The organism is Geodermatophilus sp. TF02-6 (assembly GCF_003319115.1).
GTDB lineage: Bacteria > Actinomycetota > Actinomycetes > Mycobacteriales > Geodermatophilaceae > Geodermatophilus.
Genome location: NZ_QOHF01000012.1, coordinates 39,743 through 55,773 on the forward strand (window position 1 = coordinate 39,743; position 16,031 = coordinate 55,773).

A 16,031-nucleotide genomic window follows, 5' to 3' on the forward strand; every position below is an offset into this window, starting at 1 on the left:
CCCCCACCCCCGGGGGCTAAACTGGCTACGAAGGCCCCTGCGTGAGCGGCCTTCGTGGCCACAACGGCCGCTTCGATGACGACCGGCCGGTGGCGGTGGTGCTGCGGCCGCTGGGGCTGGGGGACCTGCTCACCGGCGTCCCGGCGATCCGGGCGGTGCGCGCCGCGGTGCCCGGCCACCGCCTGGTGCTGGCGACGACGACCGCGCTGGCGCCGCTGGCGGGGCTGGTCGACGCCGTCGACGAGGTGCTGCCCGCCCGCGAGCTGGAGCCGCTGGACTGGGCCGGCCCGCCGCCGGAGCTCGCCGTCGACCTGCACGGCAAGGGCCCGGCGTCGCACGTGGTGGTCGCCGACCTGCACCCGGCGCGGCTGCTGACCTTCGCCAGCCCCGGCTACCCCGGGCCGACCTGGTACCCCGACGAGCACGAGGTGCGGCGCTGGTGCCGGCTGGTCGCCGAGGGGTTGGGCGTGGACGCCGACCCCGACGCGCTCGACCTCGCCGTCCCGGACGTGCCCGCCCCGGCGCCGGCGGGGGTCGCGCTCGTCCACCCGGGCGCGGCCTTCCCCGCCCGGCGCTGGCCACCGGACCGGTTCGCCGCGGTCGCCCGGCACCTGGCCGCCGCCGGCCTGGACGTGCGGGTCACCGGCGGACCCGCCGAGGTCGTGCTCGCCCGGTCGGTGGCGCAGGCCGCCGGGCTGGGGGAGGAGGCGGTGCTCGCCGGGCGGACGACGACGCTCGAGCTGGCCGCCGTGGTCGCCGGCGCCCGGGTCGTGGTCAGCGGCGACACCGGGACGGCGCACCTGGCGAGCGCCTACCGCCGTCCGTCGGTGGTGCTGTTCGGGCCGGTGTCGCCGGCGCTGTGGGGGCCTCCGCCGCGGCCGCAGCACGTCGTCCTCTGGCACGGCGACGGCACCGGGGACCCGTGGGGCACCCAGCTCGACCCGGCGCTGGCGCGGATCACGGTCGCGGAGGTCACCGCGGCGCTGGACGACCTGCTTCAGCCGCGCTGGCGGAGGGCGTCGAAGAGGACGGTCTGCAGGTCGGCGGGGTCGACCGCGGAGTAGGCCTCGCCCCCGGTGACGTCGGCGACCTGTTGGAGGACCTGCAGGTCGGCGTCCGGGCCCAGGGCCACGCCGATGACCTTGACCGGCCGCTCCGGGTCGGCCTCGCCGCGCAGCGTGCCGAGCAGCGCCGGCAGGTCGATGCCGTCCTCGTCCTCGTTGGTCCCGTCGGTCACCACCAGGACGCTGTTCACCGCGGTCGGGTCGTAGTCGGCCCGCGCCGTCCGCACCGCGGCCAGCGTCGTGTCGTACAGCCCGGTGCCGCCGGGGGTGAGCCGGTCGGGGAGCGTGTCGAGCTGCTCGTCGAGCAGGTCGCGCTGGGCGGTGCCGTCGACCTGGGTGTCGAGGGTGCGGGTGGGCACCAGCTCGGTCCAGTCCTGGTCGCCCTGGAGCCGGTCGGCGAAGACCCACAGGCCGAGTGCGAAGTTCCCGGGCACGAGGGACAGCGTGCTCTTGGCGGCGTCCCGGGCGAGCGTGGCGCGGGTGCCGTTCCCGGCGGGCGCCTCCATCGAGGTGGAGACGTCGAAGACCGTGAGGATCCGCGACGGTGCGGCCAGCTCCGCCAGCTGGGCCAGCAGCGACTGCACCTGGGCGGGGTCGAGCGGCACCGCCGGGGGAGCGGCCTGCTGGATCCCGGTGGTGTCTCCGGCGTCCGTCGGCGCGGCGCCGTCGGCGTCCCGGAAGCCCGCGTCGAGGACGGCGGCGCGCGCTGCGTCCGAGGTGAGCGCCCGTACCGCCGCGTTCACCGTCGCGGCATCGGCGCCGGAGGCCGAGCCGACCCGCACCAGCGGGTAGTCCAGCGACGGCGAGCCCTCGCGGGGGTAGACCGCGACCAGGTTCGACTCCTCGGCCCCCTGGTTGGTGGCGTACACCTCCTCCTCGCTGACCGGGACCAGCGGCGCGTCGGGCGCGTTCGCGCTGCCGGCGGCCAGCGCGTCGGCGGGGGAGACCGACGGCCCCCGCTCGGCGGCCAGCACCGCCTGGACGACGGCGTTGTCGGCCTCCGGCCCGCCGCCCAGCGAGGTCCGGACGGCGCTCAGCGCGGCCAGGGCCTCGGCGCTGGTGGCCAGGTCGGGGACGGCGAGGCCCTGCCTGCTGGACAGCGCCTGCCCCCATCCGGGAGGTGAGCCGGCCCAGCCCAGCGCGTCGACCGCGGTGCGGCTGGTGGCCAGCACGACCGGGGAGGAGGCCACCGAGCCGACGGTCTCCAGGGGGGCGTCGCCGACCCGGGCGGGCCACAGGGAGGAGTCGGGCACCCACAGCTGCGGCAGGTCCTGCGGCTGCAGGGCGGCCAGGTCGCCGACGGTCTGCACCGGCTCCTGCGCCACCACCTCGGCGCGGGCGCAGTCCTCGGGACGCAGACCGTCGGCGTCGGCCAGCACCCGCTCGGCGACCGAGGCCAGCTCGGGGGCGACGGCCACCCGCACCACGTCGGTGCGCTCGCAGTCCCCGGCTCCGGAGCCGACGGCCCACCAGGTGATGCCGCCCGCGACGAGCACCACCGCGGCCACGGCCGCGGCGATGAGCAGCTGCGGCGTCAGGTGCAGCGACCGTCGCCCGGCAGCGGTGGCGGCGTGGCGACCCATGCGTCCAGCTCCCCCGTCGATGTGGTCGAGGTCTCCTCGGCGACCTCCGCGACCGCCCCTCACACAGTAGATGCGATCGCTGACCGCGGGTGGATCACCCGGCCCGGACGGCGGCCGCCTCCCGCTGCTCGGCGAACCACGCCACGGTGCGCCGCAGCCCCTCCGCGGAGGGCACCTCGGGCCGCCAGCCCAGCAGCTGCTCGGCGCGGGTGGTGTCGGGACGGCGCACCTTCGGGTCGTCGACGGGGAGGTCGATGAACTCGATGCCGGAGTCGGAGCCGGTCAGCTCGACGACCCACTCGGCCAGCCGCAGCATCGACAGCTCGTCGGGGTTGCCGATGTTGACCGGGCCCGCCTCGGCGGAGAACGCCATCGCCAGGATGCCGCGCACGGTGTCGTCGACGTAGCAGATCGAGCGGGTCTGCGAGCCGTCGCCGGCCACGGTGAGCGGGCGCCCGGACAGCGCCTGGCCGACGAACGCCGGGATCGCGCGGCCGTCGTCGGGGCGCATCCGCGGACCGTAGGTGTTGAAGATCCGCACGATGCCGGTGTCGGTGCCCTTCGCCGTCCGGTAGGCGGTGGTCATGGCCTCGCTGAACCGCTTGGCCTCGTCGTAGACCCCGCGCGGGCCGACCGGGTTGACGTTGCCCCAGTACTCCTCGTGCTGCGGGTGCACCAGCGGGTCGCCGTAGACCTCCGAGGTGGAGGCGAGCACGTAGCGGGCGCCCTTCTCCTGGGCCAGCCCCAGGGTGTGCAGCGTGCCGAGGCTGCCCACCTTGAGCGTCTCGATCGGCATCCGCAGGTAGTCCAGCGGGCTGGCCGGCGAGGCGAAGTGCAGCACCAGGTCGACCGGGCCGGGCACGTGCACGAAGTCGGTGACGTCGCAGCGCACCAGCCGGAAGCCGGGGTGCTCCACCAGGTGGACGACGTTCTGCGGGGAGCCGGTGAGGAAGTTGTCCAGGCAGACGACCTCGACGTCGTGGGCGAGCAGGTGCTCGCACAGGTGCGAGCCGAGGAACCCGGCCCCGCCGGTGACCACCGCCCGCCGGATCGTCCGTGCCGCGCGCCCCATCGCTGCTCCCATCGCCACCCCATCGCGCCGCCTGCGCGCCGGGCGGCTCCTACCCGGTGCTGCCGCACCCACGCACTTCGCGCTTTAAGTGTCCCGCGTCGGGTGACCTGCGGCCTCCTCCAGGTAGCAGGACCCCGTCCTCCTCACCCCTCGCAAGCTCGGGGCGAGCCTCCGGACGGGGCCTGGCTGCTGAGCCTGCGAGGGGTGGGGTGCAGGGCGGCCCTCCTGCAGGGCCCCGCCGCGAGCTTGCGAGGGGTGGGGGGCAGGAGGGTCCTTCCACTACTGCAGGTAGTCCTCGACCTGCTGCTCCGGGCGGGGCCGGGCCTCGTCCGGATCCTGGCCGTACTGCCGCTTGGCGTCCCGCTGGCGCAGCAGGTCCCAGAGCTGGTCGCGGTCCTCCTCGATCTGCCGGAGCCGGGCACGCGTCTCGTCGGTGTGCTCGCCGCCGTCCCGCAGTCGGTGCTCCTCCTCGACCAGGGCCTCGATGCGGCTGCGGATCTCCGTGTCGTCCATGGCCGCTCCCTGCCCGCCGCGGCGCGGGCGAAACGGTCAGCCCTCCGGGACCCAGCCCTCCAGGAACGCGGCCAGCCGCCGGGTGACCGCTCCACCGGCCCGGCCGAGCGCGAGCAGTGCCGCCCGGTCCAGCGGCACGTGCACGGTCCGCCGGCCGGCCGGCGCGGCGGCGCGGACGGCGTGGCCGGCGGCGACCAGCTCCGGCCACGGCCGGGCCAGCTGCGCCTGCACCCGCTCCAGCGCCGCGGCCGTGGGACCGGCGTTGCCCTGCACCATCGCGGTGACGAAAGCGGGGTCGCTGCCGATCACCCGGGTGCCGTCGCGGAAGCTGCCGGCGGCCAGAGCGAGGGCCAGCGGACCGGCCTCCCCGGCGGCGGCGGCCAGCGCGGCGGCCAGCAGGTGCGGCACGTGGCTGACCGCCGCGACGGCCTCGTCGTGCTCGGCGGCGGTCGCCGGCACCACCTCCGCGCCGGCGTCCAGCGCGACCTCCGCCACCCGCAGCCAACGCGGCAGCGCGGTGTCCGGCTCCAGGCACACCGCCCAGCGGGCCCCGGTGAACAGCCCCGGGTCGGTCGCCGCGTGCCCCGAACGCTCGGTGCCGCACATCGGGTGCCCGCCGACGTAGCGGCCGCCGAGCACCGGGGCCAGCTCGGCCAGCACCGGCGCCTTCACCGAGCCGACGTCGGTGACGGTGGCGTCGGGGGCGACGTCCAACCCGTCGAGCGCGCCGGCCATAGCCGGCAGCGGGACGGCGAGGACGACGACGCCGGCCAGCTCCCGGGTGATCCGCACCCCGCGCGCGGCGGCGGCCTCCCGGGCCGCGGGGTCGACGTCCCAGCCGGCGACGGCGCGGCCCGCCGCGACCAGCGCCGCGGCCAGCGACCCGCCGAGCTGGCCGAGGCCGACGACGCCGACCGGGGGAGCGGGCGCCGTCGGCACGGGGGAGGCGGTCGTCACGCGGTCTCCCACGGGCGGTCGGTGCGGAACACGCGGGCCAGCGCGGTCGCGACCAGCCGGCCGTCCTGGGCTCGGGCGTCGATCCGGTAGACGGCGGTGCGGCTGCTGCGGTGCACCTCCCGGCCCTCGGCGACCAGCCGGTCCCCGGGCCGGCCGGGAGCGAGGAACTCGGTGTGCACGTCCTGGGCCACGGCCACCGTCCCGTGGCTGTTGCTCACCGCCGCGTGGACGACGTCCAGCAGGGCCATCGTCGCCCCGCCGTGCGCGCTGCCGACCGCGTTGAGCAGGTGCGGGGTCACCGTCATCGCGGCCCGCGCGTACCCGGGCCGCACCTGCTCCAGGACGATCCCCAGGTGCCCGGCCAGCGGGTCGGCCGCCAGTCGGGCGAACAGCGCGGGGTCGACGTCGGCTCCGTCGTCCGGGGCGGGATCGGCCATGATCGGAGGCTATGACCTCCGCGTCGACCTCCGCATCGACCTCCGCGTCGACCCCCGCCCCCCGCCGTCCCGGCACGCCATGACGCCGCGGTCGTTCCTCCTCACCCCGGAACTGGGCGACTACGTGCGGTCCCGTTCCGAACCGCTGGACGACGTGGCCGCCGACCTGGTGGCCGAGACCGCCGCCATGGCCGACCGCGGCGAGGTCTCGCCCACCTACCAGATCGCCCCGGAGCAGGGCGTCTTCATGCAGTTGCTGACCCGTGCCCTCGGCGTCCGCCACGCGGTCGAGATCGGCACCTTCACCGGTCTCTCGGCGCTCTGCGTCGCCCGAGGGCTGCCCGCCGACGGCTCGCTGCTCTGCCTGGACGACAGCGAGAAGTGGACGGCGATCGCCCGCCGGTACTGGGCACGGGCCGGTGTGGCCGACCGCATCGAGGTGCGGCTGGGCGATGCCCACGAGTCGCTGCGTGCGCTGCCGGCCGAGCCGACGTTCGACCTCGCCTTCGTCGACGCCGACAAGACCGGCTACGCCGACTACGTCGACCAGCTGCACCCGCGGATGGCCGACAACGGCCTCGTGCTCCTGGACAACACGCTGCGCGAGGGGCGGGTGCTGGCGCCGGAGACCGATGACGACCGCGCGATCGCCGAGCTGAACCGGGCGCTGGCCGCCGACCCGCGCTGGGAGACGGTGCTGCTCCCCGTCTCCGACGGCCTGACCGTGCTGCGCCGCCGATGAAGGACGCCCGGGCCAGCTGGGCGGTGCGGGTGAGCCGGTCGGACGGGAGCTGGCGGGTGGAGCTGCTCGCCGCGGACGCCGGCGAGGAGCTGCCGGTGCTGGAGCGGGCGCTGGGTGACCCGGCGGCCGAGGACTGGCCGGCGCCGTTCGTGGTGGTCGTCGACTCGCGGCTGTACTTCGTCGTCCTGCGGCACGGGCCCGGCGGCCTGGTGCGGGCGCTGATCTCCGACGCGACCATGCAGGAGTGGGTGCTCGCCGCCGAGGTGGTGGAGCGCTACGGCATCGGTGCGGAGGGCATCGGTGCGGAGGGCATCGGTGCGGAGGGCAGCGGTGTGGAAGGCATCGGGGTCGACGCCCGCGGGGTGTTCGCCGACGACGAGGCCGGCTGGCCCGGAGGTGACCTGGACGTGTTCGCCGACGACGGGCTGCCCGCCGAGCAGCTGCGGCCGATCGTGACCGCCGACGACCTGTGGGCCGACGAGATGGTGGCCGCGATCGCCGCCCGGCTCGGGTTCGCCGCGGAGCTGGCCGCGGCGGTGCATCTGTGAGCGGCGTCGCGACGGCCGTCGTCTTCGACCTCGGCGGCGTGATCACCGAGAGCCCCATGCCGGCGTTCGCCGCCTACGAGGCCGAGGCCGGTCTCCCGGAGGGGCTGATCCGGCGGCTGAACAGCACCGACCCCGACACCAACGCCTGGGCCCGCTACGAGCGCAACGAGCTCGACGCCGCCGGGTTCGTCGACACCTTCGAGGCCGAGGCGCTGGCGGCCGGGCACCGCCTCGACGCCCGGCGGGTGCTGGCCGCGCTGGCCGGGGAGGTGCGGCCGGCGGTGGTCGCGGCCGTGCGGCGGCTGCGCTCGGCCGGGTTGCCCCTGGCGCTGCTGTCGAACAACGTCGCACCGATGGAGCGCACCGGGCAGCTGGGGGAGCTGCTGGAGCTGTTCGACGCGGTGGTGGAGTCCTCGCTGGAGGGCGTGCGCAAGCCGGAGCCGGAGATCTACCGCCGCACGCTGGCCCGGCTGTCGGAGGCCGCCGGCCGGCCGGTCGAGGCGGCGGAGTGCGCCTACCTCGACGACCTCGGCGTCAACCTCAAGCCGGCGCGGGCGATGGGCATGCAGACGATCAAGGTCGCCGACCCGTCGGCGGCGCTGGCCGAGCTCTCGGCGCTGGTCGGCATCGACCTCCTGGCCGCGGCACCGTGATCCCTCCTGGCACGGTGACCCCGCCCCCGGCACCCCTCTCTCCCCGGAGAGTCGTGCTCTGCCCACCCTGGTGGGCAGAGCACGAGCGTCCTGAACCCCCTCCGTTCACCGCCTCTCCGTGCTCTGCCCACGGTGGTGGGCAGAGCACGAGCGTGCCGGGGGAGACCCGGTGACCCTCCCGGTCGACGTCGTCGACGCCGCGATGGATCGCGCGCTGGCGCTGGCCGCGGCCGCGGCCGAGTGGGGGGACGCGCCGATCGGCGCCGTCGTCCTCGGGCCGGACGGCGCGGTGCTCGCCGAGGCGGCCAACGAGCGGGAAAAGCGCGGCGACCCCACCGCGCACGCCGAAGTGCTCGCCCTGCGCGCGGCCGCGCGGACGCACGGGGACGGCTGGCGGCTCACCGGGACGACGCTGGTGGTCACCCTCGAGCCCTGCACCATGTGCGCCGGCGCCAGCGTGCTCGCCCGCGTCGACCGGGTCGTCTACGGCGCCGACGACCCGAAGGCCGGGGCGGTCGGGTCGCTGTGGGACGTCGTCCGCGACCGCCGGCTCAACCACCGTCCGCAGGTCACGGCGGGGATGCGGGCCGAGGAGTCCGCCGCGCTCCTACGCGCGTTCTTCCGCCGGAAGCGGGCCCTGTAGTCTGGTCGACGGTGGCGTGTCCGAGCGGCCGAAGGAGCACGCCTCGAAAGCGTGTGAGGTGCAAGCCTCCGTGGGTTCAAATCCCACCGCCACCGCCAGCGCGAAGCCGCCCCGGGGTCGTCCCCGCGGGCGGCGTCGTGGAGCGGGTCAGCCGATCTGCGGGCGGGTCAGCCGATCTGCCGGTCGCTGTCCAGGACGAGCCGGCCGTTGCGGACCAGGAACTGGAACCGGTGCCGCTCGGTCTGGCTGCTGCCGTCGGGGTAGACGAACTGCAGGGTCGCGGTGGCCGTGTCCGCGCCGTCGGTGGCTGCGATGTCGCTGATCCGGACGTCGGCGAACCGGCGCCAGAAGGCGACGTAGCCCTCCTCGCTGATGGCGTTGCGCAACGTCGGACCGGTCAGCGCGTAGGCCGCCCGCGGATCGCTCGTGACCAGCTCGTGGTAGCTGCCGAGGAACGCGCGCACGTTCTGCGCCGACAGCGGCTCCGGTGCGGGAGGCGCGGAGGTCGGCGACTGCTCGACGGGCGGGCTCGTGGACGCCGCGGTCGTGGGCTGCGTCGTGGGCTGCGAGGGGCTGGGCGACGGCTCGGTGCTCGGTGCCGTCGCCGCAGTGGTCGGTGCCGTCGCCGTGGTGCTCGGCGCCGCGCCCTGGGTGCTCGGCGCCGGGGCCTGGGTGCTCGGTGCCGCGGCGGTGGTCGGTGCACCCGCCGTCCCACCGTCGCCGCCGCTCCGGACGGCCAGCCACGACGCCCCCAGCGCCAGCAGCAGCGCCGCGACGAGCGCCGCGACCGCCCACGGTCGGCGGCTGCGCGGGCGGGCGGTGACCACCGACGCCGATGCAGGAGGCGCCGGTGTGGGCCCGCCCGGCTCGGGTGCCGGTCGGCTGCGGAGGGATGCCGGATCGCCCGCCCCGGGTGCGGCGCGGGGTCCGGACCCGTCGGGAGCGGCGGGGACGTCCTCGGGCGGAGCCACCACGTTGTCGGCGAAGGTGACGGCCGCACCCCCCGTGGCGCCGGTCCGGTCCGGCGCCCGGCCGGGGGGCGGCGCGGGCCGCAGGTCGGTGGGGGCCAGCAGCACCGTGGTCGTGTCACCGTCCCGGCCCGCGGCGAGGCGGACCAGTTCGTCCCGGACCTCCCGCGTGGTGGGGCGGCGCGCCGGATCGGGATCGATCATCCGGGTGAGCGGCTCGGTCAGCGGGCCGGCCCGGCGGGGCGGCTCCGGCCGGCCGGCGGCCACACGGTGCAGCAGTCGCAGCGGGTTGTCGTCCATCCCGAAGGGCGGCTGCCCCTCCAGGCAGGCGTAGAGGGTGGCGCCCAGCGAGAAGACGTCGCTGGCCTGCGTCATCTCCCCGCCCTGGGCCACCTCGGGTGCGAGGTAGGCCGGCGTGCCGGTCAGCTGGCCGGTCTGGGTGAGGGTGACGTCGCCGCTGGCGTGCGAGATGCCGAAGTCGGTGATCTTGACCAGGCCCTCCACCCGCGGCCCGCGCCCGATGAGGATGTTGGCCGGTTTGACGTCGCGGTGCACGATGCCCGCGTCGTGGGTGGCGGCGAGGGCATCGCTCACCTGGGCGCCGATCTGCGCCACCTGGTCGACGCGCAGCACCCCCTCGTCCTGGAGCACCTCGGCCAGGCTGCGCGAGGGCAGGTACTCCATCACCAGCCACGGGGACCCGGCCTCGACGACCACGTCGTAGACGGAGATCGCGTGCGGGTGGGACAGCCGCGCCGCGATCCGCCCCTCGCGGAGCGCACGCTGGCGCTGCTGGTCGAGCGCGGAGGAGTCGGCCCCCGGCGGCGGCAGCATCTGCTTCATGGCGACCTGCCGACCCAGCAGCTCGTCGCGGGCCAGCCACACCGTGCCCATGCCGCCGCCGCCGATGCGGGACAGCAGCCGGTAGCGGGCACCGACGAGCGTGTCGGGTGGGCTCGTCACCGTGCGGTCCTCCCCGTCGTCGGCGCCGCGGGCGCTGGTCAGAGGCCGGAGGGGACGCCGTAGCGGCGGGCGTACTCCTCCTGCGCGCCCGCGGGGAGGGCGTCGTAGAGCTCGCCGAGCTCGCGGACGACGTCGGGGGAGAGGTCGTCGAAGAGCCGTCGCCAGGTCGGTGGCTCGTCGTAGCCGCGGGTGAGCAGCAGCTCCCACGCGCGGGTCTGCCGGTCGCGCTTGCTGCGCTCGGCGGCGAACTCGGAGAGGTAACGGTCCTTCGCCGCGTCCTTCTCCTCCCTGGTGGCCGTGGGCGGCAGCGCGGCGGGGTCGGCGCCCTTGAGCACCGCGACGATGGCCTCGACGACCTCGGGGCGGAGCTGGCCGGTCTCGCTCATGGCTTGCCTCTCCTGTCGTGCCGCAGGACGGGGCGGTCCCGTTTCCCGATCAGCTCTTCCCAGGTGACGCACACGTAACCACACGGCGGCCGCCGTCGGCGCCCAGCTGGAACCGGGTGCCGCGGCTGACCCGGCGGGCGAGGCCCGGTATCCTGGCGGACGCACCTGGAGGATTCGCCTAGTGGCCTATGGCGCTCGCTTGGAAAGCGGGTTGGGGGCAACCCCTCGGGAGTTCGAATCTCCCATCCTCCGCAGCCGAGGCCGGGCCCCGCTCGTCAGCGGGGCCCGGCCTCCGCGCCGTCCCGACCGGTCCCCTCAGCCGCACGGCTGCGCGGCGACGTCCCGCCGCTCGTCCGCGCCCAGGCGCCGCAGGTACAGCCCGGCGACCGCGCCCGGCACCGTCCGCAGCCCGCGGGAGAACAGCGCGCACGCCGCGGCGCTCGGCACCGTTCCGAGGTGGAGCAGCGTCGCGAGGGCCACCGGTTCGGTGGTGAGGTGCAGGCCCGCGGCGAGCGCGACCGGTGTCAGGAGCAGCGCCCCGCCGGCGAACCCGGCCAGGGTCACCGGGACGCCGGCCGGCACGTCCCCGCCGGCGAGGGTGACGAACGCGTAGCCGAGGGCCGAGCCGGCCGCGAGCAGGGCCCCCAGCAGCACCGCCGTCCCGGCCGAGGCCCCGGCGGTGAGGCCGACCAACAGCCCGAGGCCGGCGAGCGCCAGGTCGAGCGCCGTCAGCGTGGCGCGGTCCGCGCCCGCGGTGCTCCGGGTCAGGAGCGGAGCGGGGCAGGACGAGCGCGCGCCGGGGCGTCGTGGCCGGGACGGTAGGGCCGCACCCGCGGTTGTGCACCGTTCCACTACAGTGGACACCGACCCCCCGTGCGGCGTCATCCTGTGAACCTCCCCAGGGCCGGAAGGCAGCAAGGATAAGCGGGCTCTGGCGGGTGTGCGGGGGGTCCCTCAGTCGAGGACCAGGTCGTCGCACACGAGCCTCGGGGAGATGTCGCAGGCTGCGGGGACCCCTCGAAGGCCGAGATCGCGGCGGTCACCGTGGGGGCCCTCGAGCGGCGTGCGGGGTGGTGCGGCGACAGCGGCCACGAACAGTGTCACGGCTCGTTGCTCTGCGAGCGGGTCGCGTCGTACCAGGTCAGCCAGGCGTCGTTCGACCCGCGAGCACGGTCGTCTGACGTCGAGCTGTGGCCGCCGGGTACACGGCGTGCGAGCCCAGCGCGGCGTGGCCCACGACGGCTCTCCTGCGGTGAGCAACGTCGTCCCGTCCACGTAACCTGCCTCCGTGGCTCTGGCGCTCTACCGGAAGTACCGCCCGGCGACCTTCGCCGAGGTGGTCGGCCAGGAGCACGTGACCACCCCGCTGGTCAACGCCGTCGACGGCGGCCGGATCAACCACGCCTACCTCTTCAGCGGTCCGCGCGGCTGCGGCAAGACCTCCTCGGCGCGCATCCTCGCCCGGTCGCTCAACTGCGAGCAGGGGCCGACGTCCACCCCGTGCGGGGTGTGCACCTCCTGCGTCTCGCTGGCGCCCGACGGCCCCGGCTCGATCGACGTCATCGAGATCGACGCGGCCAGCCACGGCGGCGTCGACGACGCCCGCGACCTGCGGGAGCGCGCCTTCTTCGCGCCGGTGAACAGCCGCTTCAAGGTCTACATCGTCGACGAGGCGCACATGGTGACCACGCAGGGCTTCAACGCCCTGCTCAAGGTGGTCGAGGAGCCGCCGGAGTTCCTCGTCTTCGTCTTCGCCACCACCGAGCCGGACAAGGTGCTGCCCACCATCCGCTCGCGCACGCACCACTACCCGTTCCGCCTGGTGCCGCCGACGACGCTGCGCGGCCTGCTGGAGCGGACCTGCGCCGCCGAGGGGGTGCAGGTCGAGCCGACGGTGTTCCCGCTGGTCGTCCGCGCTGGCGGCGGCTCGGTGCGCGACTCGCTGTCCATCCTCGACCAGCTGCTGGCCGGCGCCGGGTCGGAGGGCGTCACGTACAAGAGCGCGGTCAGCCTGCTCGGGGTGACCGACGACGCGCTGCTCGACGAGACCATCGACGCGCTGGCGGCGCACGACTCGCCCGCCGTCTTCCGCGCCGTCGACCGGGTGGTCGAGGCCGGCCACGACCCCCGCCGGTTCGCCACCGACCTGCTCGACCGGCTGCGCGACCTGATCGTGCTCGACGCCGTCCCCGACGCCGGCGGCAACGGCCTGCTCGACTGCCCACCCGACCGGCTGGACCTGATGAGCTCGCAGGCCCGGGCCCTGGGGTCGGCGACGCTGTCCCGGATGGCCGACACGGTGCACGCCGGCCTGACCGAGATGCGTGGGACGACGGCGCCCCGGCTGCTGCTCGAGCTGGTGTGCGCCCGGATGCTGCTGCCCGCCACCGACGACTCGTCCGCCGCCACCCTGCAGCGCCTGGAGCGGCTCGAGCGGCGGATGTCGATCGCCGGCGAGCACGCCGGCCGCCCGCCCGCCGAGGCGCCGGTCACCGCCGGCCGCCCGCCCGCCGAGGCGCCGCCGGTGCGGGAGGTCCGCCGGGAGGTCGCGGACGCCGCACCGGCCGCGACCGAGCAACCGGCCGCGCCGCGGCGGGAGTTCGTGCGCAGGTCCCAGCAGGCCGCCACGCAGGCGGCCCCCGCCCCGACCGCACCGCCGTCCGCACCGGCCCCGGCTCCGGAGCCGCAGGACAGCGAGCCGGTCCGGACGCCGGCCGCCGACGACTGGCCCGAGACGACGCCCCCCGGGTCGGGCGCCCTCCCGACCCGCCCGGCGGCCGAGGAGCCGCGCCGTCCTCGGGTGGCCGTGGGCGAGCCCGACGTCCCGCTGCCGCCGGAGCCCACCGACGACGAGGACTGGCCGCACCCGGCCCAGCCCGCCGCGGCGGCCGCGGCGGCGGCGCGCCTGGAGCAGCCGTGCCCGGCTCCCGAGGCGCCGCGAGCCGCGGCCGAGTCCTCGCCCGCGCCCCGCGGTGGTGAGCCGGTGCCGGTGGTGTCGGCCGACCCCGCGACCCCGGCCGACGACGGCGAGCTGAGCACCACCGACGTCCGGCGGGTGTGGCCGGAGCTGCTCAAGGTGGTGCGCGGCCACAAGCGCACCACCGAGGCGCTGCTCAAGAGCGCCCAGGTGCACGAGCTCGCCGGCGGCGTGCTGACCCTGGCGGCCACCTCACCGGCCCTGGCCAAGATGCTCGGCGACGACCTCAACAAGGACGTCGTCCGCCAGTCGCTGCAGGAGCTGCTCGGCGTGCGCTGGAAGGTGCAGGTCGTCGTGGAGGGCGCCGGCGCTCCGGCCGGTGCGCGGGTCTCCCCGGAGGCCGCCCGCGAGGCGGCGCGCGCCGCCCAGGAGCGCGAGGAGCGCGAGCTGGTGGCCCAGCACGCCGCGGAGGCCGACGGGGTGCCGGTCGACGACGCGCCGGCCGTCGACCCCGAGCAGGCCGCGTTGGCGCTGCTGCGCGCCCAGCTCGGCGCCCGCCCGGTCGATTGAGGACCCCGCTGGCCCTCTGCGGAGGGGCCGAGGGGTCAGTCCTGCGCCAGGACCTCGTCGAGGCGCTCGTAGCCCTCGCGGACGCCGGTCTCCATGCCGCTGGCGACGAACGCGTCCCGGTCGGCGAAGGAGTCGACCAGCGAGGTCGAGGTCAGCCGGGTGCGGCCGTCACCTGAGTCCTCGAGGACCAGCTTCTCCAGCGCCACGCCGTCGGGCGTGCCCTCGAAGGTGAAGGTCTGCACGATCAGCTCGTCGGGCCGGACCTCGTGGAAGCAGCCGTGGAAGCCGTACTCCTCGTCGCCGCGCCGCTGCACGTAGCGGTAGGAGCCGCCGGTGCGGCAGTCGTAGTGGTCGATCGACGTCTCCAGGTCGCGCGGGCCGAGCCACCGGACGACCAGGTCGGGGTCGGTGTGCGCGCGGAACACCTTCTCCCTCGGGGCGTCGAACTCCCGGGTGATGCGGACCAGCGGGACGTCGGGGTCGGAGACGATCCGGGTCTCGTGCGCGGAGGTCATGACGGTCCTCCCTCGAGGGTGGGGGTGTCGGTGCTCTCGTCGGTGGGGCGGGTGGGTGACAGCCCGTCCGGCATGGACCGGAGGACGTCGTCCAGGCGGCGGTAGCGCTCCTCGGCCCGCCGCCGGTAGCGCTCGATCCACGCGGTCATGAGGTCGAGGACCTCGGCCTCCAGGTGCACCGGACGGCGCTGGGCGTCGCGGCCGCGGCTGACCAGGCCGGCGTCCTCGAGCACCCGCAGGTGCTTGGAGACCGCCTGGACGCTGACGTCGTAGGGGCGGGCGAGCTCGCCGACGGTCGCGTCGGCCACGGCGAGCCGGGCCACCATGTCGCGCCGCGTGGGATCGGCCAGGGCCGCGAAGACCCGGGAGAGCGGATCGGCGGCCATCGGATGCCTCCCCCCTCGTGAACCAGTTGGTTGAGGAAGAGGGTGGACCCGTTCACCGGCCTTGTCAACCACTCGGTTGAGGATGCGGCGCGGCCCGGCGTCCCGACGGGTGTCACACCCGCGGCCTACGCTCGGAGCATGTTCCCCGGAGGCCAGCCCGACATGGCACGCCTGCTCGAGCAGGCCCAGCAGATGCAGCAGCAGCTGGCTGCCGCGCAGGAACAGCTGGCGCAGGAGGAGGTCACCGGCTCGGCCGGCGGCGGCCTGGTGACCGTCACGATGACCGGGCAGGGCGAGGTCACCGCGGTGAGCATCGACCCGTCCACCGTCGACGCCGACGACGTCGAGACCCTGCAGGATCTGCTCGTCGCGGCCTTCCGCGACGCCTCCCGCCAGGCCAACGAACTCACCGCCAGCCGCATGGGGCCGCTCGCCGGCGGTCTCGGCGGCGGCCTGGGGCTGCCCGGCCTCTGAGCCGCGCACCCTCCCCGACGAGAGGAACACCGTGTACGAGGGGGCCGTCCAGGACCTCATCGACGAGCTCGGCCGGCTGCCCGGCGTCGGGCCGAAGAGCGCGCAGCGCATCGCCTTCCACCTGCTGGCGGCGGAGTCCGCCGACGTCGGCCGGCTGGTCGCGGCGCTGCAGCGGGTCCAGGCCGAGGTCCGCTTCTGCGCGACCTGCTACAACGTCGCCGAGGGCGAGCAGTGCCGGATCTGCCGCGACCCGCGGCGCGCCGACGACGTCATCTGCGTCGTCGAGGAACCCAAGGACGTCGTGGCGATCGAGCGCACCCGCGAGTTCCGCGGCCGCTACCACGTCCTCGGCGGCGCGATCAGCCCGATCGAGGGCGTCGGCCCGGACGACCTGCGGGTCAAGGAGCTGATGACCCGGCTGACGAGCGGCGCGGTCACCGAGCTGATCATCGCCACCGACCCGAACCTCGAGGGCGAGGCCACCGCGGCCTACCTGGCGCGGCTGGTCGGCCCCCTGGGGCTGGCGGTCTCCCGGCTGGCCAGCGGTCTGCCGGTGGGTGGCGACCTGGAGTACGCCGACGAGGTGACCCTGGGTCGGGCCTTCGAGGGCCGCCGCCGCATCGACGCCTGAGCGGAGTGC

18 protein-coding genes, 2 tRNA genes and 1 other RNA gene are annotated in these 16,031 nt (G+C 75.9%); 11 read left to right on the top strand and 10 right to left on the bottom strand.

Annotated elements, in window-relative coordinates; translation table 11 throughout:
- Positions 1 to 41: 41 nt before the first annotated feature.
- A complete protein-coding gene (locus DQ238_RS12380) occupies positions 42 to 1,064 on the top strand; it encodes a glycosyltransferase family 9 protein (RefSeq protein WP_233495916.1) in 1,023 nt (340 codons plus the stop codon).
- On the opposite strand, the gene DQ238_RS12385 is transcribed toward DQ238_RS12380, so the two are convergent.
- The 5 genes from DQ238_RS12385 to DQ238_RS12405 form a co-directional block, all read right to left on the bottom strand.
- A complete protein-coding gene (locus DQ238_RS12385; RefSeq protein ID WP_113781582.1) occupies positions 998 to 2,647 on the bottom strand; it encodes a VWA domain-containing protein in 1,650 nt (549 codons plus the stop codon). The genes DQ238_RS12380 and DQ238_RS12385 overlap by 67 nt on opposite strands.
- 94 nt (positions 2,648 to 2,741) lie before the next feature.
- Positions 2,742 to 3,719: a UDP-glucuronic acid decarboxylase family protein gene (locus DQ238_RS12390; protein ID WP_113781583.1), complete on the bottom strand. Its 978-nt coding sequence runs from the start codon at positions 3,717 to 3,719 to the stop codon at positions 2,742 to 2,744.
- 279 nt (positions 3,720 to 3,998) lie between these two features.
- Positions 3,999 to 4,232: a DUF2630 family protein gene (locus tag DQ238_RS12395; RefSeq protein ID WP_113781584.1), complete on the bottom strand. Its 234-nt coding sequence runs from the start codon at positions 4,230 to 4,232 to the stop codon at positions 3,999 to 4,001.
- Between the two features lie 36 nt (positions 4,233 to 4,268).
- On the bottom strand, positions 4,269 to 5,189 hold the full coding sequence (locus DQ238_RS12400; RefSeq protein ID WP_113781678.1) for a prephenate dehydrogenase/arogenate dehydrogenase family protein: 921 nt from the start codon (positions 5,187 to 5,189) through the stop codon (positions 4,269 to 4,271).
- Complete coding sequence (locus tag DQ238_RS12405) at positions 5,186 to 5,626, bottom strand: PaaI family thioesterase (RefSeq protein WP_113781585.1); 441 nt, start codon at positions 5,624 to 5,626, stop codon at positions 5,186 to 5,188. The genes DQ238_RS12400 and DQ238_RS12405 overlap by 4 nt, the downstream gene beginning before the upstream one ends.
- On the opposite strand from DQ238_RS12405, the gene DQ238_RS12410 reads away from it, so the two are divergent.
- The 5 genes from DQ238_RS12410 (at position 5,625) to DQ238_RS12430 (ending at position 8,310) form a co-directional block, all read left to right on the top strand.
- The gene (locus DQ238_RS12410) at positions 5,625 to 6,368 is read left to right on the top strand and encodes an O-methyltransferase (protein WP_233495917.1); all 744 of its coding nucleotides are present in this window, start codon (positions 5,625 to 5,627) and stop codon (positions 6,366 to 6,368) included. The genes DQ238_RS12405 and DQ238_RS12410 overlap by 2 nt on opposite strands.
- Positions 6,365 to 6,916, top strand: coding sequence for a tRNA adenosine deaminase-associated protein (locus tag DQ238_RS12415; protein WP_113781586.1), 552 nt, complete (start codon positions 6,365 to 6,367; stop codon positions 6,914 to 6,916). The genes DQ238_RS12410 and DQ238_RS12415 overlap by 4 nt, the downstream gene beginning before the upstream one ends.
- A complete protein-coding gene (locus DQ238_RS12420) occupies positions 6,913 to 7,569 on the top strand; it encodes an HAD-IA family hydrolase (RefSeq protein WP_113781587.1) in 657 nt (218 codons plus the stop codon). Before DQ238_RS12415 ends, DQ238_RS12420 begins: the two co-directional genes overlap by 4 nt.
- Before the next feature lie 169 nt (positions 7,570 to 7,738).
- On the top strand, positions 7,739 to 8,212 hold the full coding sequence (locus DQ238_RS12425; protein WP_233495918.1) for a nucleoside deaminase: 474 nt from the start codon (positions 7,739 to 7,741) through the stop codon (positions 8,210 to 8,212).
- 10 nt (positions 8,213 to 8,222) lie between these two features.
- Positions 8,223 to 8,310, top strand: a tRNA-Ser gene (locus DQ238_RS12430).
- A 69-nt stretch (positions 8,311 to 8,379) separates the two neighbouring features.
- On the opposite strand, the gene DQ238_RS23275 is transcribed toward DQ238_RS12430, so the two are convergent.
- Positions 8,380 to 10,143 carry a serine/threonine-protein kinase gene (locus tag DQ238_RS23275; RefSeq protein ID WP_199506317.1) on the bottom strand — a complete coding sequence of 588 codons (1,764 nt, stop codon included), beginning with the start codon at positions 10,141 to 10,143 and terminating at the stop codon, positions 8,380 to 8,382.
- A 38-nt stretch (positions 10,144 to 10,181) separates the two neighbouring features.
- On the bottom strand, positions 10,182 to 10,529 hold the full coding sequence (locus DQ238_RS12440) for a hypothetical protein (RefSeq protein WP_113781588.1): 348 nt from the start codon (positions 10,527 to 10,529) through the stop codon (positions 10,182 to 10,184).
- A gap of 167 nt (positions 10,530 to 10,696) precedes the next feature.
- Here DQ238_RS12440 and DQ238_RS12445 point away from each other — a divergent pair.
- Positions 10,697 to 10,781 (top strand) — tRNA-Ser (locus tag DQ238_RS12445).
- 63 nt (positions 10,782 to 10,844) lie between these two features.
- Here DQ238_RS12445 and DQ238_RS12450 read toward each other — a convergent pair.
- Positions 10,845 to 11,222, bottom strand: a complete 378-nt coding sequence (locus DQ238_RS12450) for a hypothetical protein (RefSeq protein ID WP_233495919.1) — start codon at positions 11,220 to 11,222, stop codon at positions 10,845 to 10,847.
- A gap of 169 nt (positions 11,223 to 11,391) precedes the next feature.
- Here DQ238_RS12450 and ffs point away from each other — a divergent pair.
- Together ffs and DQ238_RS12460 are read left to right on the top strand one after the other, a co-directional pair.
- Positions 11,392 to 11,487: signal recognition particle sRNA small type (gene ffs / locus DQ238_RS12455), an RNA gene on the top strand.
- Between the two features lie 330 nt (positions 11,488 to 11,817).
- Positions 11,818 to 14,016, top strand: a complete 2,199-nt coding sequence (locus DQ238_RS12460; RefSeq protein WP_113781589.1) for a DNA polymerase III subunit gamma and tau — start codon at positions 11,818 to 11,820, stop codon at positions 14,014 to 14,016.
- 35 nt (positions 14,017 to 14,051) lie between these two features.
- On the opposite strand, the gene DQ238_RS12465 is transcribed toward DQ238_RS12460, so the two are convergent.
- Positions 14,052 to 14,531, bottom strand: a complete 480-nt coding sequence (locus DQ238_RS12465) for an SRPBCC family protein (RefSeq protein WP_113781590.1) — start codon at positions 14,529 to 14,531, stop codon at positions 14,052 to 14,054.
- Entirely contained in the window at positions 14,528 to 14,917 is a 390-nt protein-coding gene (locus DQ238_RS12470) for a helix-turn-helix transcriptional regulator (RefSeq protein WP_113781591.1), read from the bottom strand. The genes DQ238_RS12465 and DQ238_RS12470 overlap by 4 nt, the downstream gene beginning before the upstream one ends.
- A 138-nt stretch (positions 14,918 to 15,055) precedes the next feature.
- On the opposite strand from DQ238_RS12470, the gene DQ238_RS12475 reads away from it, so the two are divergent.
- Both DQ238_RS12475 and recR read left to right on the top strand, forming a co-directional pair.
- Entirely contained in the window at positions 15,056 to 15,391 is a 336-nt protein-coding gene (locus tag DQ238_RS12475) for a YbaB/EbfC family nucleoid-associated protein (protein WP_113781592.1), read from the top strand.
- 31 nt (positions 15,392 to 15,422) lie between these two features.
- Positions 15,423 to 16,022, top strand: coding sequence for a recombination mediator RecR (gene recR / locus DQ238_RS12480; RefSeq protein WP_113781593.1), 600 nt, complete (start codon positions 15,423 to 15,425; stop codon positions 16,020 to 16,022).
- Positions 16,023 to 16,031: the final 9 nt, after the last annotated feature.